This window comes from Nonomuraea antri (assembly GCF_013283785.1).
Lineage (GTDB): Bacteria > Actinomycetota > Actinomycetes > Streptosporangiales > Streptosporangiaceae > Nonomuraea > Nonomuraea antri.
This window is the reverse complement of the sequence record NZ_JABCPZ010000001.1, coordinates 97070-123214: the sequence shown is the minus strand read 5'-3', so window position 1 is coordinate 123214 and position 26145 is coordinate 97070. Positions and strand designations below refer to the sequence as shown.

The window sequence follows — 26145 nt, the reverse complement described above, 5'->3', positions numbered from 1 at the left end:
CCATGGGTATGAAAATCGTTTCCGTTTTCGGACGTGACCATCATGCCACACTGCGTGCATGAGAGATGAGGAATTGGCGCGTGCGGTGCGGTGGCGCGAAGACGGCAGGCACGAGGAGGCCCGTGACCTGCTGCTGGAGTTGTCCGGGCGGCACCCGGACGACGTCGAGGTGGCCTACCAGACGGCCTGGGTGCACGACGTGCTCGGACTGGAGTCGGAGGCGGTGCCCTACTACGAGAAGGCGCTGGCCGGGCCGGGGTTGAGCGACAGGCTGGGCGCGTTCACCGGGCTGGGCAGCACGTACCGGGTGCTGGGACGGGTCGACGAGTCGCTGGCCACGTTTGAGCGGGGGCTGGCCGAGTTCCCCGATGATCCCGGGCTGCGCACGTTCATGGCGATGGCGTTGTACAACGCGGGCCGCGCGCGTGCGGCCGTCTCCACGTTGCTCACCGTGGTGGCGCAGTCGGATCAGGTGGGCAGGTACCGGCGGGCGGTCGAGTACTACGCGGAGAACCTGGACGAGACGATCTGAGCGAAGGTGATCTCGGCGAGCAGCCGCTCCTCGTGCTCGCGCAACATGCTCCACACGGCCGCGAGCGGCCTGGCCACACCCGGGTAGCCGCCGTGTTCCCGGTATTCCGGCGCGCCCTCGGTGACCGCGATGACGTCGGCGAGGGTGATGTCGGTGGCCGGGCGGGCCAGCCAGTAGCCGCCTTCGGGGCCGCGCAGGCTGTGGATGAGGCCGGCCCGTCTGAGCTGCAGCAGGATGTTGTCCAGGAACCTGCGCGGGATGTTCTGCGCCAGCGCGATCCGTTCCGCGGGCACGGGGCCCGGCGGGGCGGCGGCCAGTTCTGTCACCGCCCGCAGGGCGTAGTCGGTGCGTGCCGAGACCCGCATCTATTTCCTACTTAACAAGTCGCCTATAGCAGTATTTAACGGCGAAGCCGTCTCGGCGTCAAGGCGGCGGTTCAGCCGCAGGCGGCGTCCAGCGGGACCGGGGCCTCGCCGGCCGGCGCGGGCGACGGCGCGGAGTGCGCCGTGGCGATCTTGCCGGTGGTGCGCTCGGCCAGCGAGTCCCGGACCTTCGACCTGATCAGGTGCCAGTCCGGGTTGACGGTGCTGATCAGCGGCGGGACGAAGTTGAGACTCTTGATCCGGTGCTCCTTCACCTGCTGCGCCAGATCGATCATGGCCGGCAGCAGGTTCTGCGGCAGATCGGTGGAGATGGCCCGCTTGGTGGCGGTGGCCAGCTTCTCGAAGCTGTTGAGCACGGTCACCGGGTCGGCCTGCTTGGCGACGGCGTTGAGCAGGCACTTCTGGCGTCCCATGCGGACGTAGTCGTCGCTGTCGGTACGCGAGCGGCCGAACCAGAGCGCCTCCTGGCCGGAGAGCCTGCGGGTGCCCGCGGGCAGCAGGCCCTCGCGATGCCTGCCGTAGACGATCGGCTGCTTGATGGTCATCCGGACGCCGCCCATCGCGTCGACGATCTCCGCGAAGCCCTTCATGTCCACCATGACGTAGTAGCTCACCGGGATGCCGAGTATGTCGCTGATCGTGCTCTTGAGCAGCGCCGGGCCGCGTTCGCCCCGCCCGGCCCCCGGCGCCATCTCCGGGTGGTCCTCGGCGTACTGGAAGACCTCGTTGAGCAGGCCGGGGGTGTCCGGGCCCGCGCCGGTGAAGCCGTAGGGGAAGCGCTGCCTGGCCGGGCCGTGCGGGAACCGCACGTGCTGCAGGTTGCGCGGCAGGCCGAACAGCGTGGTCGCGCCGGTGCGGGTGTTCACGCTGGCCACGGTCATGCTGTCGGTACGCACGCCGGGCCGGTTCGGCGCGGCGTCGGCGCCGATCAGCAGGACGTTGACCCGCTCGGCGCCGTTCCACGGGTCCTGGGCCACGACGGGGGCGGTGTTGGTGGAGAACAGGCTGTTCACCACGTCACGCGAGACGTAGGCGAACCTGGCCGCGTACACGGCAGGGGCCAGGACGAGCGCGCACAGGGCCACGGCCACCGCGGTGGTCAGCGCCCGGCCGACCCGATGCCCGGCGTCGGGACGCACCAGCAGGAACGACCAGACGATCACCCCGGCCCAGCTCAGCGCGATCACGGCCAGCGCGCCGGTGAGGAAGCCCAGCCAGGCCGGCTGGACGGCCAGCGACAGGAACTTGGCGCTGAACGCGGTGAACACGGTGAGCACGAAGGCGAGCATCAGGACGTAGGCCGCCATGAGCGTCAGGCCCGTCCTGCGCCGGTCCGTAGCCAGGTGCGCCACGCCCCACAACAGTGCCGACGCCAGTGTCAGTGCCACTCCGGCGCCTAGTCCGAAACCCCGTTCTCTCCGTATCATCCCTGGTCAAACCCCCCTAGGTGCGCCCATCCAAGTCACCCTAGTAACGGTTTAATGAGGATTAGAGCGGTGAAGGGAAGTGTTGGGTCAATTCCCGGTCAAGCCCACTTGAGATATAACGTGATTGGTGGCCATGCGACGAGGCAGCTACGGATTCGACGCACCGTGGGCCCTGGGCGGGCTCGTCCTCGGTGCGCTCGCGCTGCTGGCGCTGGCGGCCGTCTCGTTCGCCACCGCCGTGCCGGCCGCGGGCGTCGTCTTCGTGTTCGGCGCGCTCTACACACTGGCCAGCGCCGCCAGCCACCTCTACACCACCCGGCGCGGCAAGTTCGCGGTCTGGGCCGCCGAGCTTGACCGGCTCGGCGGCGACGAGCACCTGCTCGACCTGGGCTGCGGCCGGGGCGCGGTGCTGACGCTGGCCGCCGAGCGGCTCAAGGGCGGCCGGGTGACGGGGGTCGACCTGTGGCGGGCCAAGGACCGGTCGGGCGACGGCGCGCCGGTCGCCCTGGCCAACGCCGCGCGGGAAGGCGTGTCCGTCGAGCTGGTCACCGGCGACCTGCGCCGTCTGCCCTTCGCCGACGACACGTTCGACGTGGTCGTGTCCGGACTGGCCGTGCACGAGATCCGCGACGCCGAGGGCCGGGCGCGGGCCGTGCGCGAGGCGCACCGGGTCCTGCGGCCCGGCGGCCTGCTGCTGATCGCGGACTTCCAGCACACCCCCGCCTACGAGGCCACGCTGCGCGAGCTCGGCGTGACCGACGTCCGGCGCCGGGATCCGGGCTGGCGATACTGGTACGGCGGCCCGTGGTTCAACACCGTCATGGTCGAGGCGACAAAGCCTTCACCTACCGATTGAGAACGTTTGCCGAACGTCGGCCGGGTATCCAGAGGCCCCTATGAGCGACGTGGAAACCGGCACAATCACCACGAAGGTGCCCGCACGGCTGGACCGGTTGCCGTGGTCACGCTGGCACTGGATGATCGTCATCGGGCTCGGCACCGTCTGGGTGCTCGACGGCCTGGAAGTCACCATCGTCGGCAACCTGTCCGCGCAGCTCGCCAAGCCGGGCAGCGGCCTGGAGATCACCCAGGCGCAGGTCGCCGGGCTGGCCGCGGCGCTCTACGTGGCCGGCGCCTGCTCGGGCGCGTTGTTCTTCGGCTGGCTGACCGACAGGTTCGGCAGGAAGAAGCTGTTCATCATCACGCTGGTGGTCTACCTGCTCGCCACGCTGGCCACCGCCTTCTCCTTCTCGGCCTGGTGGTTCTTCCTGTTCAGGTTCCTGACCGGGTTCGGCATCGGCGGCGAGTACGCGGCGATCAACTCGGCCATCGACGAGCTCATCCCCAGCCGGCACCGCGGCCGCATCGACATCATCATCAACGGCAGCTACTGGCTGGGCGCGGCGGGCGGCGCGCTGCTGACCGTGCCGCTGCTCAACGACCTGCCGGTCAACGTCGGCTGGCGGGTGGCCTTCGGGCTCGGCGTGGTGCTTGGCGTGGCGATCCTGCTGGTGCGGCGCAACGTGCCGGAGAGCCCGCGCTGGCTGTTCATCCACGGCAGGGACCGCGACGCCGAGGACATCGTGGACGGCATCGAGCAGGAGATCACCAGCGAGACCGGAAAGGAGCTGACCGAGCCCGCCGAGTCGATGACGATTCACCAGCGCAAGTCGATCGGGTTCATCCGCATCGCGCACACGATGGTGGCGTTGTACCCGAAGCGCACCGTCCTGGGGTTGTCGCTCTTCATCGGCCAGGCGTTCCTGTACAACGCGATCACGTTCGGGTACGCGCAGATCCTGTCCACGTTCTACGGGATCGACACGAACACCGGGTACTACTTCGCGGTCATCGCGGTCGGCAACTTCCTCGGGCCGCTGCTGCTCGGCAGGCTGTTCGACACCGTCGGCAGGATCCCGATGATCTCGGCCACCTACATCAGCTCCGGCCTGCTCCTGCTCGGCACGGCCTGGCTGTTCAACGCCGGGCTGCTGACCGCGGTCACGCTGACCGCCTGCTGGTCGGTGGTGCTGTTCGCGGCCTCGGCCGGGGCCAGCGCGGCGTACCTGACCGTCAGCGAGATCTTCCCGATGGAGACCAGGGCGATGGCCATCGCGTTCTTCTTCGCGGTCGGCACCGCGGCCGGCGGCATCGCGGGCCCGCTGATCTTCGCCGGGCTGGTCGAGAGCGGGGTGCCCGGTGACACGGCGCTGGCGTTCACGATCGGGGCCGCGTTGATGATCGCGGCCGGGCTGGTGGAACTGCTCGTCGGCGTGAAGGCCGAACGTCAGGGCCTGGAGGCCATCGCCGCGCCGCTCACGGCGGCCGGGGCGAGGAAGGCCACATGACGCGCAGCGCCTTGGAGCTGTCGGCCAGGTACAGGTGCGGCACGTCCACGAACACCCGCATCGGGCCGGCCCGCAGCTTCAGCGCCCGCGCCATGGCGGTGTGCACCTCGGCCAGCGGGACGTAGTTGAGATAGCTGGTGAACGCGTTCTGCGACCTGAACGTGGCGGTCATGAGCAGGGCCTCGTCCCTGATCCTGAAGGCCAGGCCGACCAGGCACGGCACGCTGTCGTGCGGCTCGCCGGGAGTGGTGAGCGAGATCCACGCGCTCTTGCTGTACGGCTTGGCCCGCAGCAGGTCGGCCGCCCACCGCAGTTGCCCGTTGATCCTGGCGCCGTAGCTGTACTTGAACGGCGCCACGATCTCGTCCTCGCTGAACTTCCTGCAGTACAGCTCCAGCCGGTCCGCGTCGCCGTAGCGCTCGATGATCGGGTCGTCCCGGCTCACCTCGCTGATCTCGAACAACACCGACGGCCCCTCGATGACGGGTCCGCGGTCGTCGTCGGCGAGCGCGCCGATCGTCCAGACATGGCGCATCAACCAGATCCACGCCTCCCCACATGACGCCCATTCCGCTGGGCCGGGCATTCAGGTCTCCAGGTTCGGCTGGTGATAGGGACTTCGCGGGAGCCGGCGCCGCTTGGTGACGTTGCAGCGCACGTAGTAGACGGCGTAGTGCACGAGCGCGACGAGCAGGGTGCTGAGCACCAGCAGGAGCGGGTTCGGCGCCTGCTTGCTCAGGCCGGTGATCCCCACGGTGAGGTACGTGGAGTTCGCCAGGCCCAGCATCATCACGTTGATCCCGGGCCAGGCCAGTGGGCGGTAGGTGTCGGGGAAGGCGGGGTCGGTCGGCAGGTTCGGGCTCCAGCCGAGCTGGCCCCTGAGCTTCGAGGTGTAGAGCAACCGGAAGTTGTTGATGGCCCGGGCGGTTCTGGCGTGCGCGTTGCCCGCTTCGATGAGCCGCAGGAACGGCAGCACGCTGAGCAGCCCGAACACGGTGACCAGGGCGAACAGGTACCAGGGCACGAGTTCCCACCGGGTCAGGCTCTGCGGGTCGACGACTTTGGCGCTGCTGAGTGCGATCGCCGCCAGGAAGGGGCCGGACAGCAGGCTCATCGCGAGCCTGGTCATCTTGAGCCGTTCTTCCTTGGCGGCCAGGTGCACCGCGTAGATGCCGCTGAAGTCCACCGCGGCGAGCTGGAGGAACGTGTCCTCCTGGATCATGCGAGGGGGTGTCTTCCGCATGGAGTGCTCCTGCAAGTGGGTAACTCCCAGTATGAGCACTTCTTCCCGGATTTGACGGGCATTCCTACCAATTGTTCCAACAAATCTCAACTGGTCGTGGTCAAGCGCGTCAGGTCCGTCACGTGCTGTATGTAGGCGGTCGGCAGGCCGTACAGCAGGCCGGCCAGTTCCGGATCGTGGATCACCGGCAGCGCCGCCAGCGCCTCGGCGGCCAGGCCGTGACAGTAGGCGAGCGTGTCGTCGGCCATCCGGCTCGCCCGCAGCCGGCGCAGGGCCTCGGCCACCTCGGCCTCGCCCATGTCCCGGCCGAGCAGGTCGCCCAGGTCCACCCCGGACATCAGCACCGGCAGGCTGTAGACGCCCTGACGCAGGTCGTGGCCGGCCGGCTTGCCGAGCTGCGGGCCGTCGGCGGTCAGGTCGAGCAGGTCGTCGAGCACCTGGAAGATCACCCCGAAGCGCTCGCCGTACGTGGCCAGCCTGGCCTTGTCCTCGTCCGAGGCGTGCGCGCAGATGGCGGCCACCAGGCAGCCCGCGCGGAACAGCGCGGCCGTCTTGCCGGTGATCGAGCGCAACGCGTTCTCCCTGGTCCTGGCCGGGTTGAACAGGTCGCTCGTCTCCAGGTACTGGCCTTCGGCCAGCTCGACCACGGTGGCCGCGAGCACCTCGGCCACCGGCCTGGACACCGCGGTGATCGCCGCCAGACCGGCCCTGGCCAGCATGAAGTCGCCGATGACCAGCGCCTTGCCGTCGCCCAGCTCGGCGTTGAGCGTCCTGGCGCCGCGCCGCTCGGTGGCCCGGTCCATCAGGTCGTCGTGCACCAGCGAGCCGGCGTGGATCAGCTCGACGCAGGCCGCCGCCGTGATCACCCGGCGGTCCGGCGACTTGCCCAGCGCGAGCGCGGCGGCCAGCGTCAGCGCTGGACGCAACCGCTTGCCGCCGGCGTCGACCACGTGCCGCGCACCCGCGTTGATTCCCGGCAACGCCGAGGACCCGCTCAACCTGCGGATCCTGTCCTCGACCTTGCGTAGACCCTGGACGATGGCGGGGGAGCTGAGAAGACGATCCATGGATCAAGCCTGCGTCGCGGCGGCTGTGAGGGCCCTGTGAAATTCTGTGTGCGCTCTCAGGGGAGATTTTGACACTGTAGGCGTCATGACACTGGATGAGCGGATCGAGCGGGTTGTGACCGAGGGCCGGGCGCCCGGACTGCACGGCCTCGTGGTCAGGCGGGGCGGGACGACCGTTCTGGAGCGGTACGAATCCGGCGACGACGCGATGCTCGGCCACGCGATCGGGCACGTCACCTTCGACCGCGACACGCTGCACGACCTCAGATCGGTGACCAAGAGCGTGGTGGGCATCCTGTACGGCATCGCGCTCGGCAAGGGCCTGGTGCCCGAGCCCGGCGCGCCGCTGCTCGCCCAGTTCCCCGAATATCCGGACCTGGCCGCCGATCCCGCTCGCGGCCGGCTCACCGTCGAGCACGTGCTGACCATGACGCTCGGGCTCGACTGGAACGAGGACGCGCCGTACACGAGCGTGGCCAACAGCGAGATCGCGATGGAGGCCGCGCCCGACCGGTACCGCTTCATCCTGGAACGGCCCATCGTCGAGGAGCCCGGCCGGCGCTGGACGTACTGCGGCGGGGCCAGCGCGCTGCTCGGCGCGATCGTCGCCAGGGGCACCGGGCAGTCGCTGACCGCGTACGCCGAGCAGGCGCTGTTCGGGCCGCTGGGCATCACGGACTTCCAGTGGCTGAAGGGCGACGACGGGATCGAGAGCGCCGCGGCCGGGCTGCGCCTGCGCCCGGTCGACGTGGCCGCGATCGGGCAGCTCATGCTGGACGGCGGCCGCGACATCGTGCCCGCGACCTGGGTCGCCGACTCGACGCGGCCCAGGGCCGACATCGAGGGCGAGTTCCGCTACGGCTACCAGTGGTACGTCGACCGGCGCTGGTTCGAGGCGATCGGCAACGGCGGTCAGCGGCTGGTGGTGGTGCCGGACGAGGAGCTGGTCGTGGTGGTGACGGCGGGCGAGTACGACCAGGGCCAGACCAGCGCCGCCGCGGTGCTCGCGACCGTGCTGAACCCGTAGGGCATGGAGCGGTGACCCGTAGGGCTCAGAGTGGCAGGCCGTCGATCGCGGTGTGGAAGGCGGCCACCGCGGCCCTGATCGCCGGGTGGCCGCCGTACCCCCTGCGGTAGGCGGCCAGCGTGCGGCGGCTCAGCGGCAGCGGGGTCAGCGACACCCCGGGCGGCGGCCCGAGCGCGGCCAGCCTGGGCACCAGCGCGACGCCCCGGCCGGCCGCGGCGAAGGCCAGCACGGTGTCGAAGTCGTCGATGTGGTGGCGCACGCGGGGCTCGAAACCGGCGGCCTGACAGGCTCTGATGGCCATCGTGTAGCACAGCGTGCCCGGCTTGCTCATGATCCACGAGTCGTCGCGGGCCGCCTGCACCGACGACCGGTTCGTCAGGTACATCGGCTCGCTGAACAGCGGCTCGGTCTCGATGGCCGCGTCGGTGACCGGCGGGACGAAGTCGTATTCGTGCACCAGCGCCACGTCCAGCTCGCCGGCCCGCAGCGCGGCCGAGACGTCGGCCGGGTCGATCTCGGAGATCATCGGCTCCAGGTCCGGGTGCGCGGCGGTCAGCTCGGCGAGCGCGGGAGGGAGCAGCACCCGGGCTGCGGTGGGGAACGAGCCGATCCGCAGTGGCCCGGCCGGGCCGCCGCGGGCCGCGGCGAGCGCGGCCGAGGCGCGTTCGAGCTGTTCGAGCACGGCCTGCGCGTGCTCGACGAGCAGCAGCCCGGCCGGTGTCAGCGTCACCGTGCGGCCGGTGCGTTCGAGCAGCGGCACCCCCGCCTCCCGCTCCAGCGCGGACAACTGCTGCGAGACCGCCGACGGCGTGAAAGTGACGGCCTCGGCGACGGCGGCGATGGTGCCCCGCCTGGCCAGTTCGCGGAGCAGGCGGAGCTTGCGCGGGTCGAGCATAAGTCCATCTTAAGCTTGGCCGAAGAAATCCGTGCTAGACCTAACGGGTTGTCGTGGGTCAGTCTCGAAGCATGCTGAGAGGAATCCATGTGCCGCTGGTCACCCCGTTCGCCCCGTCGGGCGAGGTGGCGGTGGACGCGCTAGAGAAGCTGGCCTACCAGGTGCTGGACCAGGGGGCGGCCGGACTGGTCGCGCTGGGCACGACCGGCGAGGTGGCGGCACTCGACGCCGACGAGCGGGCACAGGTGATCGAGCTGTGCGCCCGGGTGTGCGCCGAGCGCGGCGTGCTGCTGACCGTGGGCGTCACCGGGAACGACACGCGCTCGACCGCGGCCGCGCTGCGCGCGCTGCCCGAGGGGGTCGGGGCCGCGCTGGTCACCGTGCCCTACTTCCTGCGCCCCGGCGAGCGCGGGACGATCGCGCACTGCGAGGCGCTGGCCGAGGCGTCGCCGGTGCCGCTGGTGATCTACCACATTCCGTACCGCACCGGCCAGGCCGTGGGCGCCGCGACGCTGCGTCACCTGGGCGCGCACCCGAACATCGCGGGCGTGAAGTACGCGGGCGGCGGCATCGACCAGGAGACCGTGGACCTGATGGCCGACCTGCCCGACGGGTTCGAGGTGCTGGCCGGCGACGACGTGTTCGTCTCGCCGCTGCTCGCGCTGGGCGCCGCCGGCGGCATCCTGGCCTCGGCGCACCTGGCCACCGACCAGTTCGTGGAGCTGGTCGACGCCTGGCACGCGGGGGACGTGCCCAGGGCCCGCGCGCTAGGGCACCGGCTGGCCAGGCTGTCCAAGTCGCTGTTCACCGAGCCCAACCCGACCGTGACCAAGGGCGTCCTGCACGCCCGCGGCCTCATCCCGACGCCGGACGTCCGGCTGCCGCTGCTGCCGGCCGGCGCCGAGTCCGTGTCGCGGGCCGTCTCAGAGGCTGACCTGGTGGCGGTACATCCAGGCCAGTGATTCCTGGCTGGCGGTCTTCTTCAGGAAGAACGGCATCATCAGGTCGCGGAACACCCGGGCGACCGGGCCCGCGGCCTTGCTGTTGCTGATCGTCCTGGAGTAGGCCACGATCCGCTCGGCCCTGGCGCGGCGCTCCCGCTCGAAGCGGGTGAAGGCGGCGGTGTGGCTCTCGCTGTCACGCAGGCAGCGGGCCAGCACGATCGCGTCCTCGACGGCCATCGACGCGCCCTGGCCGGAACTGGGCGAGGTGGCGTGGGCGGCGTCGCCGGTCAGCACTACGCGCCCGCGATGCCAGGTGGGCACCGGCGGCAGGTCGAAGACCGGCAGCGCCAGCTCGACCGGGCTGTTCCTGATGAGGTCGGCCGAGCCGTTGTCGTCGTCCTGGAACGCCTCGATCAGGGCCGGCTTCCAGTCGTCGGGCACGTCGCCGAGCCGCCTGGGCAGGTTGGCGAACCACCAGGTCTCGCCGGAGGCGGCCACGGTGTAGCCGAAGAACGCGCGCTTGCCGAAGACCATGTGGTAGACGCCGGGCTCGCCGGTCATGCCGGCGTCGCGGACGATCCCGCCGAAGCTGTACAGGCCGCTGTAGCGGGCGGAGGGGGCGTGCGGGTCGAGCGCGTGCCTGGTGACCGAGTGCACGCCGTCGGCGGCGATCAGCAGGTCGCCGGTGGCCTCGGTGCCGTCGTCGAACCTGGCCGTCACCCGGTCGGCCGTCTCTTCGAACGACACCAGGCGCTTGCCGTAGGAGATGGGGATGCCGCGGGAGGTCGCCGCGCCCCTGATCACGCGATACAGGTCGGAGCGCAGGATGGTGTGGCTCACCGTGCCGTCCTCCAGGGCCAGGCCGTTGGCCACGGCGCCCAGGCGCTTGCCGGTGCCGCTCCACATGACCATCTGCGGCGTGGGGATGCCGGCCGCCATGACCTCGCGGTGCGCGCCGAGTTCGCGCAGGGCGCCCAGGCCGTTGCTGGCGATGTTGAGGAACGAGCCCACGCCCTCGGCGCCGTCCGGGTAGGACTCGAAGATCTCGGCGTCGATGCCGACCTCACGCAGGGCGATCGCGGTGGTGGGACCGCCGATGCCGCACCCTATGATCAGAGCCTTCATGGTGATAACCTTTCGTTCGGTCGAACGAAATATTAAGCAGGGAGGAGTGAGGATGTCCAGAGATATTTCGGAGCATCGAAAGAAATTGTTGGACGAGCTGGTGCTGGCCGGCCGGGAGAGCAGCAACGCGGCCGTCATGTTCCACACCGCCATGGGCGCGCTGCTCGGCCTGACCATGACCGAGGAGAAGACCCTCGACCTGCTGCAACGGCGCGGGCCGCTGACCGCGGGCGAGCTCGCGCAACACAGCGGGCTCGCCCCGGCCACGATCAGCGGGCTCATCGACCGGCTGCAGGACAAGTGGCTGGTACGCCGGGTCCGCGACGCCAGGGACCGGCGCCGCGTCATCGTCGAGATCAACGAGGCCCAGCTGCAGGAGCGGATCGCCGGCGCCGGCCAGATGTTCGGGCCGTTCATCGCGGCCATGGACGAGCTGTACGCGCGCTACTCCGACGAGGAACTGGAGCTGATCCTCGGCTACGTCACTCGGGCCACGGCCATCCAGCGCGAGGCCACCGCCGGCCTCACCGGCGAGTGACGGCCGTCGTCCAGCGGGCCGCCACCGCCGACCGCACCGCCGACCGCACCGCCGCGTTCGCCGGATGAGCCGCGCTCGCCGAGTGAGCCGCGTTCGCCGGATGAGCCGCTAGCGTTCCGACTCCCTGATGGCCGTGCCGACCTCGCCCACCCGGTCGGCCAGCAGCCCGATCGCGCCGACCGCCCTGGTCATCGGGTCGTCGTCGGCGCCGCCCAGCGCCTTGGCCCGCAGGTACGCGGCCTTGATCTCGGCCCACCTGGCCGCCTGCTCCGGGGTCAGCCGGCCGCGCAGCTCGGCCAGCTTCAGCAGGTTGGCCTCGGCGTCCGAGGTGAGCGTCTGCGCCTCGCCCAGGTAGTGGTCGTCGACCACCGCTTCCAGCTCGTCGGCGTTCATCGCCGGGACGATGCGCTCGGCCAGCTTGTTCATGTTCCGGTACGACCCCTGCAGCCGGTACGGCGGCTCGGTCCTGGTGGCGTCCGACTGACCGGCCGAGGCGATGTAGGCCTGGTTGTTGGCCAGGACGATCTCCTGCACCCGGGCGAGCTTGGTCAGCACGCTGAGCACCTGGTCCAGCTCCGGCTTGGTGTACGGGTGCTTGAGCTGGTCGGCACGGACCGCCGGGTCGCCCTTGGCCAGGCGTACCAGGACCTCGACGTCCGACCTGTCGCGCGACGACAGCGGCGCGAGCACCGGGTTGGAGGTGAGCGCGTTGTCGATGTAGCTCAGCGCGAACAGCTCCTCCCGGCCCGACAGCACGTCGCCCAGGTTCCACACGTCGGCCCGGTTGGCCAGCATGTCCGGGATGCGGAAGCGCTGACCCGACTCGGTGTACGGGTTACCCGCCATGCACACCCCGAACCGCTTGCCGCGCAGGTCGTAGGTGCGGGTGCGGCCGTTCCAGACGCCTTCGATGCGGCGCTGGGCGTCACACAGCGAGATGAACTTCTGCAGCAGCTCGGGTGAGGTGTGCTGGATGTCGTCCAGGTAGAGCAGCGTGTTGTTGCCCGTCTCCAGCGCGAACGAGATCTTCTCGACCTCCTGGCGGGCGGTGGCGTCCGGGGCGTCGGCCGGGTCCAGCGAGGTGACCTCGTGGCCCAGGGCCGGGCCGTTGACCTTGACGAAGACCAGACCGAGCCGGCTGGCGACGTACTCCATCAGGGTGGTCTTGCCGTAGCCGGGCGGCGAGATGAGCAGCAGCAGGCCCATCTGGTCGGTGCGCTTGCCCGCGCCGGCCGCGCCGAGCTGCTTGGCCAGGTTGTCGCCGATCAGCGGCAGGTAGACCTCGTCCAGCAGCCTGTTGCGCACGAACGCGCTCATCACCTTGGGCCGGTACTCCTCCAGCCGGAGCCTCGAACGCTCCGCGGCGACCAGCTCGTTGCGCCGGCGCTGGTAGGCGCGGTAGGCGGGGACGCGCTCGCGGGTGAAGTCGCGGGTCCTGGTGAGGGTCTCGTCCAGGCGGATCTCCAGCTTGCGGTCCACGATGCGGGGGTGGCTGCCGAGCAGGCCCTCGACGGTCTCGGTGACGCTCGCGCTGGAGTCGTGCCTGGGCAGGTCGCACAGTTGCACGGCGATGGCCTCGGCCAGTTCCCTGCCCTGCTGGAAGGCGCCGATCCAGGCCTGGGCCAGCTGCACGCGCTCGGCCAGCGGGACGGACTTGAGCTCGTCCTCGAACTCCCGCGTCTTGACCGGGCCCAGGACCTGGTGGAACCCGGCGAGCAGATCGCGGGCCGCCTTGCTCGTGACGAAGCCGACCGGCTGGCCGCCCAGCTCCTCGACCAGGTACTCGCCGGCCAGCTCCGCGTTCGCCGGGGCCGCGCCGAGCGTGGTGAGGAAGGCGGACAGGCGTTCGCCGAGCTCCCGGGCCAGGTCGTCCAGCGCGGCGGGGTGGCCGAACGTGGCGCGGGCGCGGATCAGCGACACGGCGCGGGTGGTGAATGTTTTACGTGAAACCTCATCCAGCCCGAAGGCCCAGAAGAGCTGGGCCGACGCCCTGACCTCGGCCGGGTAGCGCAGCAGTCCCGCGCCTTCCCGCAGACGCAGCAGGGTGTCGAGGATGGCGGTGGCGTCGTGGTCGTGCACGCCGCGCTCGTAGCCCTCGTCGTAGCGGGACTCGGCGGCCTGGCGCACCAGGTCGTCCAGCGGCAGGCCGGGCGTCGCCTCGTCCAGGAGGGAGACGGCCAGGTGCTCGGCCCGGTAGACGTCCTGGGTCTCAGAGACCAGGAGCTGGTCCCAGAAGGGCCGCGTGTCGGCGAACGACTCGGGCACCGGCGAGCGGTAGTCGGTGCCGGTGATCGCGAAGTGCATTTCGCTCTCGTGCGGCACCAGCGTCAGATCGATCGGCTGGGTGTTGACCGCGAACCGGTGCCGGCCCAGCCGCAGCGTCTCGCCGCCGTCGGAGAACAGGTCGAGCCGGTCGCGCAGCGCGCGTCCCGCCTCCTGCTGGGCCGCCTTGACCCGGCCTTCCAGCTCCTCGGCGCGCACCGCGTCGCCGAGCGTCCGCAGCTCGGCCGCGGACGAGCGCAGCTTGGCGATCATCGGGTCGGTGGCGAAGTACGTGTTGACCTCGTCCAGCGACCCGAGACCGGCCAGCCGCCTGGTGATGCTGCCCAGGATGCGCTCGGCCGAGGCGAAGATGCGGTCGGCCCGCCTGGCCAGCTCGTCGAGCTGGGTCTGCTTGCGGGCCGAGAACGCCTCGTAGACGTCCTCGCGCTTGGCCGTGAGCTGGTTGGCGAAATCGTCGAACTCGCCGAAGCGCGACTCCAGGTTCTCCAGCTGGAGCATGAGCCGGCCGAGCTGCTCGTCGCACTTGTCCGGGCTGTCGGCCATCGCCAGCGCGCCGGTGATGGCCTGGCCGAGCAGCGCGAACTCGGCGGCGAACGCGGCGCGGCCCTCGGTGCCGAGCAGTTCGCGGCGGCGGCCGTCGAGCACCGCGCGGGCCCGGTTCACGCCGCCCAGCACCTCGGCGATCCGGCCCAGGATGGACGTGCGCACGGTCGCGTCGGCGATGTCCAGCGAGCCGACGACCTCGGTGACCACCTCCAGGCCCTCGGACTGGGTGGCCAGCCGGTCCGCGACGGGCTCGGCCTCGGCCACGGTGGCGATCGCGCCGGCCTCCACGGCCAGCTGCTCGACCGCCGCGTGGTAGCCGGTGAACGCCTCCGGGCTCTCCAGGAACGTGACGGCGCGGCGGCCGACCGAGGCCAGCTCCTCGGTCAGCTCGGCGGCCAGCTCGTCCAGCCTGGCCAGGTCCAGGTAGCGGACCTCGCGCAGCGTCACCAGATGGCCCTGGGCGCGGCGCAGCGTGGCCAGCGAGGTCACCCAGGCGTCGGCGGTGAGCGGGGTGTCGGCCCGGGCCTGGCGTACCAGGCGGGTGACCTCCTCGGCGGCCTCGGCCAGCGTGCGCTCGGCCTGGAGGGTGAGCTGCTCGACGTTCTCGTACTCGTCGAGCACCTGCTCGGCGGTGGCGCGCACGTCGGCCAGCGGGGTGCGCAGGCCGTGCTCGCCGAGCCAGTGATAGTGGTCGAAGGCGCGCGTGCAGGCCGAGATCAGCGCCTCGAACGTGGCCGCGGACGCCGCCATCTCGCCCACCATCCTGGCCACGGACAGGCAGTCGGAGATGCCGCGCACCAGCTCGGCGTTGCCGATGCGCTCCAGCGGCCCGGTGCCGGCGGGCTGGGCGGCGGCGTAGGTGTCGGAGACGTACGGGGTCTGCCACACCTGCATCGGGTGCACCCGGGTGGGCTCTTCGGAGGTGGCGCGGAAGACCACCATCGTGCCGTCGTCGAACAGCGAGTACCCGTGGCAGACGATCGGGTTGGCCACCTCCTTCCTGATCACGTTGTAGGCCAGCAGCAGCGACCGGCCGTCGCCCCTGGCGTGGAAGACGTACAGGACGTCCTCGCCGTTGGGGGAGCGGACGACCCGCTCGAACTCCAGGTCCGTCACGTCCGTGTCGAACGTCTTGCTGACGCCGGTGGTCAGGTAGTAGCCGCCGGGGAAGATCAGGCCCTGGTCCTCGGGCAGCCGCTGGCAGGCCTGGCCGATGCCGTCGAGCCTGATCACGGACTTGGTGCGGGTGTTGAAGACCAGGTGCCGCCAGTCCGTCTCCTTGTACGGCCTGATCCGCATGAGGACGAGCGGGCCGATGCGGGCGTGCTCGACGTCGGCGTCGGCCAGGCTCTGCAGCGGCTCGGCGACGGGCTCGGCGTAGATGCCCGCGCCGGACTCCGTGTTGTTCTCGATCTTGATGGTCAGGTCGCCGCCGACGGTCTCGACGAAGACCTCGCCCTGGATCGAGATGTGCGGGTGCCGGCCGAGCACGTGGTCGTCGCGGGTGGCCGGGGTCCACTCGAAGTCGTGCGAGGCAGGGAAGACGTGGTCGCGCTCACCCCGGTTATCCAGATATTTCGGGACTCCGCCGTTGCTGACCGACCACCTGAGCACCCGCGTGTCCGCCGGGCCGATCTGGAACACGGCCAGCAGCTTGCCCTCGACCCGCCGCAGCTGCTGCAGCCGTGAATCCTTGTAGTAGCGGTACAGCTCGGCGAAGTCCTTCTTGAACGACGGGTCTTCCAGGGTCTGCAGCCGGTCGGCGTCGAACCTGAACGCGTCGCCCTCCCGGCTGAAGCGGTGCACGGCGAAGACGTCGTCCACCGTGGTCTCCGGCTTCAGCCCGATGAACACGTTGTAGCCGAACAGCATGACGTCGCCCAGGGAGACGATGTCTCTCGGGACGCAGTTGTTCTCCGTCCTGATCCGCTCGGTGCCGAGCAGGCGCAGCTCCGCGCCGCCGAAGACCTTCAGCCGCTGCTCGTTGACCGCCTCGGCGGCCTCGGCCAGGGCCTTGGCCTGCGCCTGGAGCCGGTTCCTGAGCACCTCGTAGGTGCCCGCCTCCAGCCCGGAGCCCCCCGCGGGCGCCGCGCCCGCGCCGCCCGCCGCCGCGGGCTCGCCCGTCGTGGTTCCGGTGGGGCCGCTCGCTTCGCCCGCGCCGCCGTTCGTCATGCCGCTCTCCGTTGTGCCGTCGCTGCTCCGCCGTCTGGGGTCCCGGGTACGCCGGTCGGCGTACCCGGGACGTCCGTCAGACCTTGGCCGGGGTCAGGGCCGCCACCGGGGAGTCGGCGACGCCGAGGCGGCGGGCGGTCTCCAGCAGCTCGCCCAGCGCGTTGGACTCCGGCCCGCCCTGCTGGATGAGCCGCATGAGCAGGGCGGAGACGGTCAGGTTCTTGACGTCCTCGGTACGCACGCCGCTGACCACGGTGGCCAGGTCCTCCATCAGGCTGGCGGAGCCGTTGAGGTACGGCGCGGCCAGCGAGCCGGCCACCTGAGAGTGCTGCATGAAGCCGTCCACGGCCTTGCCCGCCGTGATCGAGCCGACGACCTTGTCGAAGAACATCGTGTCGCCGCCGACGATGTCGATGTTCGCCTTGGCCAGGCCGGCCGCCAGCACGCTCGCCTGGGACTCGGCCACCTGGGCCTGCACGGCGATCCGCTTGAGGTGAACCTCCTTGTCGGCCTCCAGCCGCAGGCGGTACTCCTCGTGCTCCCTGCTGGCCTCGTCCAGCGCGGCCATCGCGGCGGCCTTCTGGGTCAGACCCTCGGCCTCGGCCTTGAGCTTCTCGCCGATCGCGGCGGCGCCGGCCAGGGCCATCGCCTGCTCGCCCTCGGCCTGGGCCTTGAGCCTGTCGCCCTCGACCAGGGCCATGGCCTTGGCGCCGTCGGCCTCGGCGCGCAGCTTCTCGGCCAGCACCAGCGCCTCGGCGCGGCCCACCTTCTCGATGGCCTCGGCGTCGCGCTCCTTGATCTGCACCTCGGCCAGCCCGCTCGCGGCGGTCTCCGCCTGGATGCCCTCGGCCAGCCTGATCTTGGCGCGCGCGTCGAGCTCGGCGGCCTGCTGCCTGGCCTCGGCGAGCACCAGCTCCTCGCGGGCCTTGAACTTCGACGCGGCCTCCGCGGCCTCGGCCGCCTTGATGTCCTTGACCAGGTTCTCCTGGGCCTCGGCCTCGGCGGCGATGATGACCTGCTGGCGGGTGCGCTCGGCCTCCTCGACCACGCGCAGCCGCTTGATGCTCTCCTCCTGCTCGGCCACCGTCTTGTCGACGGCGATGCGCTCGCGGATGACCTCGGCGATCGAGCGCTTCTCCGTCTCGACCTCCTTGTCCTTGGCGATGCGCGACAGCTCGGTCTCACGCTCGCGGGAGATGACCTCCAGCAGGCGGTCCTTCTCGATGCGCTCGGACTCGATGGCGATCACGCGCTCGCGGTTCTTCTCCGCCACGGCCACCTCGCGGGCCTGGTTCTCGCGCTGCACGCCGAGCTGCTCGTCGGTCTTGATCGCCGCCGTCATCGCGCGCAGCCGCTCCTCGGCCTGGACGCGGGCGACCTCGGCCTCCTCGCGGGCCTTGACCGTCTCGATCTCGCGCCGCTGCTTGAGCTCGGCGTCGGCCTGGCGGCGCTCCAGCTCCAGGATGGCCTCGCGGGCGTCCACGTTCTGGCGGGTGATCTCCTTCTCCTCGGCGCGCTGGAACTCGTTGGTACGGACGTGCTCCAGCGCCGTCAGCTCGGTGATCTTCCTGATGCCCTGGGCGTCCAGGATGTTGTTCTTGTCCAGGGAGAGCAGCGAGGTCTGCTCCAGGTAGTCGATGGCCGCGTCCTCGAGGCTGTAGCCGTTGAGGTCGGTGCCGATCAGCCGGACGATCTCGTCGCGGAACTCGTCCCGCTTGGTGTAGAGGTCGACGAAGTCGAGGTGCTTGCCGGCCGTCTTCAGAGCCTCGGAGAACTTGGCGGCGAACAGCGCCTGCAGCGTCGACTCGTCGCTGGCCCGGACCGTTCCGATGGCCTGGGCGACCTTGATGACGTCCTCGGCGGTCTTGTTCACGCGGACGAAGAACGTGATCTTGATGTCGGCCCTGATGTTGTCACGGCAGATGAGGCCTTCGCGGCCGGTCCGCTCGATCTCGATGGTCTTCACCGAGATGTCCATGATCTCGGCCTTGTGGACGACGGGCAGCACCACGGCGCCGGTGAACGTGACGTCCACCTTGTTCACCTTCGAGACGATGAGCGCCTTGCCCTGTTCGACCTTTCTGAAAAGCCGGCCGATGATGATGAGCAGGCCAATGACGATGACCAGGACGACGGCGAGAAAAACGCCGAAGCCGGCTGAGATGACTTCCATCAGTGCTCACTTTCGTAGGGCATGACCCAGAAGAATTCGCCCTCCGCGTCGTAGTCGAAGATGAGGGCCGTGTCGCCGCGTGCGAGGCGATCTTGTCCGCTGGTGCGTACGTGGACGATGGCCGACGAGCCGTCGGCCGAGGTGACCTCGGCCTGACCGAAGTCGGGCGTGGCGGTGCCGGTGCGTATCACGCACATCTGGCCGACGAAGTCGCCGCGCGTGGGCCGCTCCTCGTCCGGGAAGAGCCGGCGCAGCGGTATCAGCAGGCCACGGGTGGCGAGCCAGGCGCCGCCCAGCGCGGCGACGGGCACGGCGTACAGCAGCGCGCCGCCGGCGATCTGGCTGCCGACCAGGCTCAGCAGCCAGGCCAGGGCGATCAGGAGCGAGAACGCGACGCCGGCCGGGATTCCCCCGAGTCCCAGCCAGGCGGCGCCGTCGTCGTCGAGTTCCGCCAGGCCGGTGATGACGATCAGCCAATAACCGATGACGACCACCAGCAGGAAACTGAAAACGACCGTTGGAAAGCTCAGCACAGCGTTGAAGAACTCGGTCATCAGCCCTCGGTTGCCCCATCCCCCAGTTACGTCCTGTCGGACTATATCTAGATAAAGCACAGCTAAAGGTGAAAGTTCCCGAAATGGGACTGGAACTTGTCGCAGTTGACCTCAACCTTGGTTGAGGGAGCAGGATCGGCGGCATGAGCGAACTGATGAAGGCGGCCGCGTTCGTGCGTCCCGGCGGCCCCGACGTACTCGAAGTGATGGACGTGCCCGCGCCGCAGGCCGGCCCCGGGCAGGTGCGCGTGCGCGTGAAGGCGGCCGGCGTGCAGCCGTACGACGCGGCGGTCAGGGCGGGCTGGGTGCCCGCCGGCCTGTCGCCGGAGTTCCCGCGCATCCCGGGCAACGAGTTCGCGGGCGTGGTCGACCAGGTGGGCCAGGACGTCGACGGCGTCTCCGTGGGCGCCGAGGTGCTCGGGTTCTCCCTGACCAGGAGCTACGCGCAGTACATCGTGGTGGCCGCGACCGACGTGACGCCCAAGCCGGCCGGGCTCCCGTGGGAGGTCGCCGGGGCGCTGACGGCCGGGGTGCAGACCGCCGAGATCGCGCTCGACACGGTCGGGCTCGGCGAGGGTGAGACGCTGCTCGTCCACGCGGCGGCCGGCTCCGTGGGCACGGCGGCCGTGCAGATCGCCCGCAGGCGCGGGGCCACCGTGATCGGCACCGCCCGCGAGGAGAACCACGACTACCTGCGCGACCTGGGCGCCATCCCGGTCGTGTACGGCGAAGGACTGGCCGACCGGGTACGCGCGCTGGCCCCCGGCGGGGTGGACGCGTCCATCGACGGGGCCGGCGGGCACGCCCTGGAGGTGGCGATCGAGCTGGTCAAGGACCGGCGGCGGATCGTCACGCTGGTCGAGCACGGCAAGGCGGCGGAACTGGGCGTGCTGACGACTCAGGGGGTGCGCTCCGCCGAACGGCTCGGCCGGTACGCGGCGCTGGTCGCCGAGGGGGAGTTCAAGTTCCCGATCCGGCGGGCGTACGCGCTGGCCGATGCGGCGGACGCGCACCGGGAGATCGAGACCGGGCACGGCCGCGGCAAGCTGGTCATCACCGTCGACTGACGGGTCAGGGGGCCGACTTGGCGCGCTGGTGGAAGCGGCCCACCTTGGCCCGGTTCCCGCACGCCTCCATCGAGCACCACCGCCGGCTGCCGTTCTTGCTCACGTCCAGGAACCACAGCACGCACTCCGGGTTCGCGCACTTGCGCACGCGTTCGCCCCGCTCGCCCATGAGGTCGGCGAAGGCGGCGGCGACCGTCCAGGCCGTGCGCCACGACTCGTCGGCCACGATCACCACCTCGTGCGCCCGCCCGCCGGCCCCGACCTGGGGCCGGCGGCTGCCGTGGGCGAGCACGGCGTTGAGCCGGTCGGGGCCGCGCCCTTCGAGCTGGTCCCGCAGCGCGGCGCGGGTCTCGGCCAGGCGATCGCGCATCCGTTCGTCCGCCTCGCCGGGCAGGTCGTGGTCGGCCAGCCAGGCGCGGACGCCCGCCAGATCGTCGAACTGGTCGAGCAGCGTCGCGTGCTCCACCCAGACGGTGTCGACCAGGTCCAACGCCACGGGCTCGGTACGCAGCGGACGGAGTCTCACGGACTTAACCCCCTAAGACAGGTTGACCGGTTATCACTCAGCATGCTATCACTTAACCAGCAAAACTGATTTAGCCGGTTAAGGAGCTTGTCGTGACCGTTCGTTACCGCACTGCCGTCGTCGAGGGGCTGAACGTCTTCTACCGGGAGGCAGGCGACCCGTCCGCGCCCACGCTGGTGTTGCTGCACGGCTTCCCGACCTCGTCGGTGGCCTACCAGGAGCTGATCGCCGAGTTGTCGGACGAGTTCCACCTGATCGCCCCCGACTACCCCGGCTTCGGCCACAGTGACGCCCCGGCCGCCGGTGAGTGGGACTACACCTTCGACCACCTCGCCGACGTGGTGGACCAGTTGCTCGACTCGCTGGGCGTCGCCAAGTACGCCGTCTACGTCCACGACTACGGCGCGCCGGTCGGCTTCCGGCTGGCCACCAGGCACCCCGAGCGCATCACCGGCATCGTCACGCAGAACGGCAACGCCTACGAGGAGGGCCTGACGCCGTTCTGGGAGCCGTTCAAGGCGGCCTGGGCCGACCCGTCGGAGCGGAACACCGCGCCGCTGCTCGGCTACTACACCCGCGAGGCCACCCGCTGGCAGTACACGCACGGCGTCACCGACACCAGCCTGGTGAACCCGGACAAGGCGGCGCTGGACCAGGCCGTGCTCGACCGTCCCGGCAGCCACGACATCCAGCTCGCGCTGTTCCTGGACTACGGCGTCAACCCCGGGCGGTACCCGAGCTGGCAGGAGTACCTGCGCGTGCACCAGCCGCCGGTGCTGGCCGTGTGGGGGCGGCACGACGAGATCTTCGGCCCCGACGGCGCCACCGCGTTCGCCCGCGACGTCAAGGACGCGCACATCCAGCTGCTGGACGCCGGCCACTTCGCGCTGGAGACCCGGGGCGCGCAGATCGCCGCCCTGGTGCGCGACTTCCTGCGCCGGCTGCCGGACTGATGCCGCGTTCGTCCGTACCGACCTGGAGGCTTGTCATGAGCGTGTCGTCGTCGCAGGCCCCCGCGCGGGTGCCGATCAAGACGGTGGTGACGGCCACGGCGGCGGCGCTCGTCGCGTTGCTGCTGCTGGCCGGGGCCGCCGACCTCACCGGGCTGGCGCTGTTCGCGCTGCCGTTCACCGCCACCGCGGGGATCGTCGCGCTGGCGCCGGCCGCGCCCTTCGCCCAGCCGCGCAGCATCGTGTTAGGTCACGTCAGCGCCTCGGCGCTGGCACTGGCGATCACCGCGGCGGCCGGGCCCTCCCTGTGGACGGCGGCCGTCGCGGCGGCGCTGGCCACGGCGCCGATGATGTTGCTGCGGGCCACGCACCCGCCCGCCGGGGCGACGGCGGCGCTGATCGGGCTCACCGCGCCGGACCCGGTGGGGTTCGCGGTGCCGATGGTGGCGGCGAGCGGCATCGTGATCGCGGGCGGGGTGATTCTCGGGCGGCTGCTGCCCGGGCACCGCTACCCGGCCTACTGGCGCTGACCAGGCGATCCGCGGCCCCTGCCCGGGTCACAAGCGGTGACCCGGCGCCCACCGGCCCCCGATCACAGGCGGCGGGAGACGGCCTCGGCGATGGCGAGTTGGACGTCGTCGAGCTCGTCCTCGCCGTCGGCCACGTCCCACAGCGAGTTCTGCAGCACCCGCGCGAGCGTCCAGCCGGCCGCGCGGGCGCGGTCGAGGCCGAGACCGTCGGTCATCAGGTCGAAGCGGCGCAGCACCGCCCGCGTGACGTCGCCGGTCGCCAGCACCTCGGCCCACCGGTTGCGCAGCGCGGGCGCGAGCTCGAACCCCGGGTCGCCGGCCAGCGGCTTGGGGTCGATGGCCAGCCACGGCTCACGTTCGGCCCCGAGGACGTTGTCGTAGTGCAGGTCCCAGTGCAGCAGCCGGTCGCCGGGCTCGGCGACCAGCTCGGCCACGGCGTCGGCGCAGAACCGCAGCCAGTGCCTGTCGCGCTCGCGGTGCAGCTCGGGCAGGGACTCGGGCACGTCGGCCAGCATGGCCTCGGCGATGTCGCTCAGGCGGCGCAGGCCGGGCGGCGCCGGGTGCGTGACGAGCCTGGCCAGCAGCCCGGTCAGGATCTCCAGGGCCTCGGTGTCGTCGGGCACGGCCGACAGCGGGCGGTCGGCGTCGAGCCATTCGAGCAGGAGGGTGCCGGTCTCCCGGTCCTCGTCGAGCAGCCGCACCGACGCCTGCCCGGCCCAGGCACGCAGCGCGGCGCCCTCGCCGGCGTTCTCGTCCGTGACGGGCTGGAGCTTCAGCGCCGCCCTGGTCCCGTCGTCGCGCAGCACCGGCAGGACGAGCGAGACGTAGCCGTGCATGGCCGCGCCGCCGGCCAGGCGCAGCCCCCACTGGTCGAGGTAGCGCTCGGCCAGCGCGGGCAGCCCGGCCGACCAGGCCCGCCCGGCCTCGCCGTCGATCTCGACGTGCGACTCGGTCAGCGCGGGCGGCACGACGATCCGCATGTCAGAAGTGCCAGGGGAACGGCGACCAGTCGGGCGCCCGCTTCTCCAGGAACGAGTCGCGGCCCTCCGCGGCCTCGTCGGTCATGTACGCCAGCCGGGTGGCCTCGCCGGCGAACACCTGCTGGCCGACCAGCCCGTCGTCGATCATGTTGAAGGCGTACTTGAGCATGCGCTGCGCGGTGGGCGACTTGCCGTTGATCTTGCGGGCCCACTCCAGAGCGGTGGACTCCAGCTCGGCGTGCGGCACGACCGCGTTGACCATGCCCATGCGGTGGGCGTCGGCGGCGGAGTATTCGTCGCCCAGGAAGAAGATCTCCCTGGCGAACTTCTGCCCGACCTGCCTGGCCAGGTACGCCGAGCCGAACCCGCCGTCGAAGCTGGCCACGTCGGCGTCGGTCTGCTTGAAGCGGGCGTGCTCGGCGCTGGCCAGCGTGAGGTCGGCGACCACGTGCAGGCTGTGCCCGCCGCCGGCCGCCCAGCCGGGCACCACGCAGATGACGATCTTGGGCATGAAGCGGATCAGCCGCTGCACCTCGAGGATGTGCAGCCGGCCGGTCGAGGCCGAGCCGTCGGCGTACTGGTAGCCGTCTTTACCCCTGATGCGCTGGTCGCCGCCGGAGCAGAAGGCCCAGCCGCCGTCCTTGGGCGAGGGGCCGTTGCCGGTGAGCAGCACGCAGCCGACGTCGGTGCTCTGCCTGGCATGCTCAAGCGCGCGGTAGAGCTCGTCGACCGTCTGCGGACGGAAGGCGTTGCGTACCTCTGGGCGGTTGAACGCGATGCGCACGGTGCCCTGATCGACCGCGCGGTGGTAGGTGATGTCGGTGAAGTCGAATCCCTCGACCGCCTGCCACGCCTTGGGATCGAACAGCTCGGAGACCATGCGCCAGAGCCTAACGGATCTGTTCCGAGGCCCTTCGGCCCGCGCGCCACCCGAAGGCGGACGGGCGGCGCGCCGGCCGCGCTAGGTGACTTCCGCCCGGAGTTCCGCGAGCAGTTCGCCCTGGTCTGCGAGCATGTCGGTGAGGATGCGGCGGGCGGCGCCGAGCAGGTCGGCCAGCTCGGGGGTGGCCAGTGTGTAGACCACCGTGCTGCCTTCTCGGATCGCGCTCACGATGCCTGCTCTGCGCAGCACCGCCAGTTGCTGGGAGAGGCTCGAGGCCTCGATGTCGATCTGGGCCAGAAGATCCCTGACGGGTAGCGGCCCCTCCTGAAGTAGCTCCAACACTCGGATGCGAGCGGGGTGGCCGAGAGTTCGGAAGAAGTCGGCCTTGGCCTGATAGACCTCCACGTGCATAGTGTCAGACTAATCCAGCGCAGTTGCATAATTCTTCAAGTCACCATGTTGTTGGATAGGATGACAGCGGGGACTAGGGAGTAGCCATGGGCCGAGGAAGAGCCAAGGCGAAGCAGACGAAGGTCGCTCGCCAGCTGAAGTACACCAACCACAACATCGACTACGACCGGCTTCGCGAGGAGTTGGGGGCCGACACAGGGAGAGACGAGAGCCACCCGGTCACGGCGTCCGAGCAGGAGTCCGAGCGCGCGCAATGACGCGCGTCAGCTTCGCGGGGGCCAGGGTGACGTTCGTGAGCCGCCTGGCCTCGGGCGCCGGATCCGGCGCGGTGAGCTCCAGGCGGTGCAGCACCTCGCGAATGATGACACGCATCTCCAGCAGGGCCAGCTGAGCGCCGACGCAGAAGCGGCGGCCGCCGCCGAACGGCATCCAGGCCCTGCTCTGCGGTCCGCCGAGGAAGCGTTCCGGGCGGAAGCGCGCGGGCTCGGCGAACGCGGCGGGATCGCGGTGCACGAGCGGGATGTACGGCCCGGCGTACCAGCCGGCGGGGATCACGTGGTCCCCCAGGCGGAGCGGGGCGTCGAGCAGTCTTGGCGCCTCGTACACGACGGGCCGCATCCGCAGCACCTCCTTGACCACGGCGTCGAGGTAGGGCTCGTCGTCCGGCAGCCGGCGCAGCACCTCCGGCATGCGCAGGACGCGCTCGAAGGCCCAGGCCAGACCGGTGGCGGTGGTCTCGTGGCCGGCGATGAGCAAGGTGATCAGCTCGTCGCGTATCTCCTGGTCGCTCAGCTCGGTCTCCAGGAGCCTGCCGAGCACGTCGGTGCCGCCCGGATTCGCCCGGCGGCGGGCTATCTCGTCGAACAGGATCGCGTCCACGGCGGCGCGTAGCCGCAGGAAACGCGCGTACGGCAGGAACGGCACGCGGCTCGCCGGGCCGCGCAGCCCGGCCGGCAGCATGGCGACCGACATCCCGCCCCCGACCTCGATGAGCCTGGGCAGCAGTGCCCGCAGCCTGGCCAGCCGCCCGGCGTCGCGAATGCCGAAGATCAGCCGTACGATGATCTCCAGCGTGATCTCCTGCATGCGTTCGCGCAGCGCGAACGGCCGGCCGAGCGGCCAGGTGGCGATCTTCTCGGCGGCGATGGCCGCGATGTCGTCGGCGTAGCCGGCCACCTGCTTGGCGCGCAGCGGGGGGTTGAGCAGCTTGCGGTGCTGCCACCAGGGCTCGCCGTCGAGCGTGAGCACCGAGTGCGCGCCCACCATGGGTTCCAGGAAGTCGCGCCGGGCCGCGCCCGCGCTCCCGCCGCCCTGGTCGGTCTTGTACACCTGCTCGGCCAGTTCGGCCGTGGTGACGTAGACCTCGGGCGGGAAGCCCGTGTAGCGAATCGTGAAGATCGGCCCGTACCTGCGGTGCGCGCGCTCGAACGCGCCGACGGGGTCGGCCATGAAGCGCGCCGTCTGCACCAGCGGCGGGAGCTTGGATCCGGGGGGAACCACGTGTCACACCTCCGTAGATATACGTACGTCATAGACGCTCG

At 70.6% G+C, this 26145-nt stretch carries 25 protein-coding genes; 10 read left to right on the top strand and 15 right to left on the bottom strand.

The features are described 5' to 3' along the window. Window positions 1–58: 58 nt before the first annotated feature. A complete protein-coding gene (locus HII36_RS00515; RefSeq protein ID WP_173520992.1) occupies window positions 59–532 on the top strand; it encodes a tetratricopeptide repeat protein in 474 nt (157 codons plus the stop codon). Here the strand turns inward: HII36_RS00515 and HII36_RS00510 are convergent. Beyond that, a complete protein-coding gene (locus tag HII36_RS00510; protein ID WP_173520991.1) occupies window positions 502–897 on the bottom strand; it encodes an RrF2 family transcriptional regulator in 396 nt (131 codons plus the stop codon). The two genes, HII36_RS00515 and HII36_RS00510, sit on opposite strands and share 31 nt — an antisense overlap. A 71-nt stretch (window positions 898–968) precedes the next feature. After that, entirely contained in the window at window positions 969–2303 is a 1335-nt protein-coding gene (locus HII36_RS00505; protein WP_328807532.1) for an LCP family protein, read from the bottom strand. A 172-nt stretch (window positions 2304–2475) separates the two neighbouring features. Here HII36_RS00505 and HII36_RS00500 point away from each other — a divergent pair, with 172 nt between their 5' ends. Together HII36_RS00500 and HII36_RS00495 are read left to right on the top strand one after the other, a co-directional pair. Continuing rightward, window positions 2476–3198: a class I SAM-dependent methyltransferase gene (locus HII36_RS00500; protein WP_217369002.1), complete on the top strand. Its 723-nt coding sequence runs from the start codon at window positions 2476–2478 to the stop codon at window positions 3196–3198. Between the two features lie 40 nt (window positions 3199–3238). Continuing rightward, window positions 3239–4690, top strand: a complete 1452-nt coding sequence (locus tag HII36_RS00495; RefSeq protein WP_173520989.1) for an MFS transporter — start codon at window positions 3239–3241, stop codon at window positions 4688–4690. Here the strand turns inward: HII36_RS00495 and HII36_RS00490 are convergent. From HII36_RS00490 to HII36_RS00480, 3 genes are all read right to left on the bottom strand, one after another. Next, a complete protein-coding gene (locus HII36_RS00490) occupies window positions 4659–5225 on the bottom strand; it encodes a thymidylate synthase family protein (RefSeq protein ID WP_173520988.1) in 567 nt (188 codons plus the stop codon). The two genes, HII36_RS00495 and HII36_RS00490, sit on opposite strands and share 32 nt — an antisense overlap. A 51-nt stretch (window positions 5226–5276) precedes the next feature. After that, window positions 5277–5933, bottom strand: coding sequence for a hypothetical protein (locus HII36_RS00485; RefSeq protein ID WP_173520987.1), 657 nt, complete (start codon window positions 5931–5933; stop codon window positions 5277–5279). A gap of 86 nt (window positions 5934–6019) precedes the next feature. After that, complete coding sequence (locus tag HII36_RS00480; RefSeq protein WP_173520986.1) at window positions 6020–7000, bottom strand: polyprenyl synthetase family protein; 981 nt, start codon at window positions 6998–7000, stop codon at window positions 6020–6022. An 85-nt stretch (window positions 7001–7085) separates the two neighbouring features. On the opposite strand from HII36_RS00480, the gene HII36_RS00475 reads away from it, so the two are divergent. After that, window positions 7086–8027 carry a serine hydrolase domain-containing protein gene (locus tag HII36_RS00475; RefSeq protein WP_173520985.1) on the top strand — a complete coding sequence of 314 codons (942 nt, stop codon included), beginning with the start codon at window positions 7086–7088 and terminating at the stop codon, window positions 8025–8027. Window positions 8028–8052: 25 nt separating this feature from the next. On the opposite strand, the gene HII36_RS00470 is transcribed toward HII36_RS00475, so the two are convergent. After that, window positions 8053–8922 (bottom strand): LysR substrate-binding domain-containing protein, encoded by an 870-nt coding sequence (locus tag HII36_RS00470; RefSeq protein WP_173520984.1) that lies wholly within the window; start codon window positions 8920–8922, stop codon window positions 8053–8055. 71 nt (window positions 8923–8993) lie between these two features. Here HII36_RS00470 and HII36_RS00465 point away from each other — a divergent pair, with 71 nt between their 5' ends. Continuing rightward, complete coding sequence (locus tag HII36_RS00465) at window positions 8994–9884, top strand: 4-hydroxy-tetrahydrodipicolinate synthase family protein (RefSeq protein WP_173520983.1); 891 nt, start codon at window positions 8994–8996, stop codon at window positions 9882–9884. On the opposite strand, the gene HII36_RS00460 is transcribed toward HII36_RS00465, so the two are convergent. Continuing rightward, on the bottom strand, window positions 9846–10991 hold the full coding sequence (locus tag HII36_RS00460; protein ID WP_173520982.1) for an FAD-dependent monooxygenase: 1146 nt from the start codon (window positions 10989–10991) through the stop codon (window positions 9846–9848). The two genes, HII36_RS00465 and HII36_RS00460, sit on opposite strands and share 39 nt — an antisense overlap. An 85-nt stretch (window positions 10992–11076) precedes the next feature. Here HII36_RS00460 and HII36_RS00455 point away from each other — a divergent pair, with 85 nt between their 5' ends. Continuing rightward, window positions 11077–11529 carry a MarR family transcriptional regulator gene (locus tag HII36_RS00455; RefSeq protein ID WP_236003025.1) on the top strand — a complete coding sequence of 151 codons (453 nt, stop codon included), beginning with the start codon at window positions 11077–11079 and terminating at the stop codon, window positions 11527–11529. A gap of 108 nt (window positions 11530–11637) precedes the next feature. Here HII36_RS00455 and HII36_RS00450 read toward each other — a convergent pair whose 3' ends face one another. From HII36_RS00450 to HII36_RS00440, 3 genes are all read right to left on the bottom strand, one after another. After that, a complete protein-coding gene (locus tag HII36_RS00450) occupies window positions 11638–16530 on the bottom strand; it encodes a DNA repair ATPase (protein ID WP_173520980.1) in 4893 nt (1630 codons plus the stop codon). A 76-nt stretch (window positions 16531–16606) separates the two neighbouring features. Then, complete coding sequence (locus tag HII36_RS00445; RefSeq protein WP_173520979.1) at window positions 16607–18703, bottom strand: flotillin family protein; 2097 nt, start codon at window positions 18701–18703, stop codon at window positions 16607–16609. Beyond that, on the bottom strand, window positions 18703–19257 hold the full coding sequence (locus HII36_RS00440; RefSeq protein ID WP_173520978.1) for a hypothetical protein: 555 nt from the start codon (window positions 19255–19257) through the stop codon (window positions 18703–18705). The genes HII36_RS00445 and HII36_RS00440 overlap by 1 nt, the downstream gene beginning before the upstream one ends. Before the next feature lie 143 nt (window positions 19258–19400). Here HII36_RS00440 and HII36_RS00435 point away from each other — a divergent pair, with 143 nt between their 5' ends. After that, window positions 19401–20324, top strand: a complete 924-nt coding sequence (locus tag HII36_RS00435) for an NADP-dependent oxidoreductase (protein WP_236003024.1) — start codon at window positions 19401–19403, stop codon at window positions 20322–20324. 4 nt (window positions 20325–20328) lie between these two features. Here the strand turns inward: HII36_RS00435 and HII36_RS00430 are convergent, their stop codons facing one another. After that, on the bottom strand, window positions 20329–20850 hold the full coding sequence (locus HII36_RS00430; RefSeq protein WP_173520977.1) for a CGNR zinc finger domain-containing protein: 522 nt from the start codon (window positions 20848–20850) through the stop codon (window positions 20329–20331). A gap of 92 nt (window positions 20851–20942) precedes the next feature. Here HII36_RS00430 and HII36_RS00425 point away from each other — a divergent pair, with 92 nt between their 5' ends. Continuing rightward, window positions 20943–21803, top strand: a complete 861-nt coding sequence (locus tag HII36_RS00425; RefSeq protein ID WP_173520976.1) for an alpha/beta fold hydrolase — start codon at window positions 20943–20945, stop codon at window positions 21801–21803. 35 nt (window positions 21804–21838) lie between these two features. Beyond that, window positions 21839–22330 (top strand): HPP family protein, encoded by a 492-nt coding sequence (locus HII36_RS00420; protein WP_173520975.1) that lies wholly within the window; start codon window positions 21839–21841, stop codon window positions 22328–22330. A 62-nt stretch (window positions 22331–22392) separates the two neighbouring features. Here the strand turns inward: HII36_RS00420 and HII36_RS00415 are convergent, their stop codons facing one another. The 3 genes from HII36_RS00415 to HII36_RS00405 form a co-directional block, all read right to left on the bottom strand. After that, window positions 22393–23310: an aminoglycoside phosphotransferase family protein gene (locus HII36_RS00415; RefSeq protein ID WP_173520974.1), complete on the bottom strand. Its 918-nt coding sequence runs from the start codon at window positions 23308–23310 to the stop codon at window positions 22393–22395. A 1-nt stretch (window position 23311) separates the two neighbouring features. Next, window positions 23312–24190, bottom strand: a complete 879-nt coding sequence (locus HII36_RS00410) for a 1,4-dihydroxy-2-naphthoyl-CoA synthase (protein WP_173520973.1) — start codon at window positions 24188–24190, stop codon at window positions 23312–23314. Between the two features lie 81 nt (window positions 24191–24271). After that, window positions 24272–24604, bottom strand: a complete 333-nt coding sequence (locus tag HII36_RS00405; RefSeq protein ID WP_043615149.1) for an ArsR/SmtB family transcription factor — start codon at window positions 24602–24604, stop codon at window positions 24272–24274. Window positions 24605–24690: 86 nt separating this feature from the next. Between HII36_RS00405 and HII36_RS00400 the strand changes: the two genes are divergently transcribed. After that, complete coding sequence (locus HII36_RS00400) at window positions 24691–24861, top strand: DUF3073 domain-containing protein (protein WP_173520972.1); 171 nt, start codon at window positions 24691–24693, stop codon at window positions 24859–24861. On the opposite strand, the gene HII36_RS00395 is transcribed toward HII36_RS00400, so the two are convergent. Further along, window positions 24824–26104 carry a cytochrome P450 gene (locus HII36_RS00395; protein WP_173520971.1) on the bottom strand — a complete coding sequence of 427 codons (1281 nt, stop codon included), beginning with the start codon at window positions 26102–26104 and terminating at the stop codon, window positions 24824–24826. The two genes, HII36_RS00400 and HII36_RS00395, sit on opposite strands and share 38 nt — an antisense overlap. Between the last annotated feature and the right edge of the window lie 41 nt (window positions 26105–26145).

Excerpts from the sequence above, each read along its gene's own strand:
- HII36_RS00515 (WP_173520992.1), top strand. The coding sequence starts at position 59 with ATGAGAGATGAGGAATTGGCGCGTGCGGTGCGGTGGCGCGAAGACGGC.
- HII36_RS00510 (WP_173520991.1), bottom strand. The coding sequence starts at position 897 with ATGCGGGTCTCGGCACGCACCGACTACGCCCTGCGGGCGGTGACAGAA.
- HII36_RS00500 (WP_217369002.1), top strand. The coding sequence starts at position 2,476 with ATGCGACGAGGCAGCTACGGATTCGACGCACCGTGGGCCCTGGGCGGG.
- HII36_RS00495 (WP_173520989.1), top strand. The coding sequence starts at position 3,239 with ATGAGCGACGTGGAAACCGGCACAATCACCACGAAGGTGCCCGCACGG.
- HII36_RS00490 (WP_173520988.1), bottom strand. The coding sequence starts at position 5,225 with ATGCGCCATGTCTGGACGATCGGCGCGCTCGCCGACGACGACCGCGGA.
- HII36_RS00485 (WP_173520987.1), bottom strand. The coding sequence starts at position 5,933 with ATGCGGAAGACACCCCCTCGCATGATCCAGGAGGACACGTTCCTCCAG.
- HII36_RS00480 (WP_173520986.1), bottom strand. The coding sequence starts at position 7,000 with ATGGATCGTCTTCTCAGCTCCCCCGCCATCGTCCAGGGTCTACGCAAG.
- HII36_RS00475 (WP_173520985.1), top strand. The coding sequence starts at position 7,086 with ATGACACTGGATGAGCGGATCGAGCGGGTTGTGACCGAGGGCCGGGCG.
- HII36_RS00470 (WP_173520984.1), bottom strand. The coding sequence starts at position 8,922 with ATGCTCGACCCGCGCAAGCTCCGCCTGCTCCGCGAACTGGCCAGGCGG.
- HII36_RS00465 (WP_173520983.1), top strand. The coding sequence starts at position 8,994 with ATGCTGAGAGGAATCCATGTGCCGCTGGTCACCCCGTTCGCCCCGTCG.
- HII36_RS00460 (WP_173520982.1), bottom strand. The coding sequence starts at position 10,991 with ATGAAGGCTCTGATCATAGGGTGCGGCATCGGCGGTCCCACCACCGCG.
- HII36_RS00450 (WP_173520980.1), bottom strand. The coding sequence starts at position 16,530 with ATGACGAACGGCGGCGCGGGCGAAGCGAGCGGCCCCACCGGAACCACG.
- HII36_RS00445 (WP_173520979.1), bottom strand. The coding sequence starts at position 18,703 with ATGGAAGTCATCTCAGCCGGCTTCGGCGTTTTTCTCGCCGTCGTCCTG.
- HII36_RS00440 (WP_173520978.1), bottom strand. The coding sequence starts at position 19,257 with ATGACCGAGTTCTTCAACGCTGTGCTGAGCTTTCCAACGGTCGTTTTC.
- HII36_RS00435 (WP_236003024.1), top strand. The coding sequence starts at position 19,401 with ATGAGCGAACTGATGAAGGCGGCCGCGTTCGTGCGTCCCGGCGGCCCC.
- HII36_RS00420 (WP_173520975.1), top strand. The coding sequence starts at position 21,839 with ATGAGCGTGTCGTCGTCGCAGGCCCCCGCGCGGGTGCCGATCAAGACG.
- HII36_RS00415 (WP_173520974.1), bottom strand. The coding sequence starts at position 23,310 with ATGCGGATCGTCGTGCCGCCCGCGCTGACCGAGTCGCACGTCGAGATC.
- HII36_RS00410 (WP_173520973.1), bottom strand. The coding sequence starts at position 24,190 with ATGGTCTCCGAGCTGTTCGATCCCAAGGCGTGGCAGGCGGTCGAGGGA.
- HII36_RS00405 (WP_043615149.1), bottom strand. The coding sequence starts at position 24,604 with ATGCACGTGGAGGTCTATCAGGCCAAGGCCGACTTCTTCCGAACTCTC.
- HII36_RS00400 (WP_173520972.1), top strand. The coding sequence starts at position 24,691 with ATGGGCCGAGGAAGAGCCAAGGCGAAGCAGACGAAGGTCGCTCGCCAG.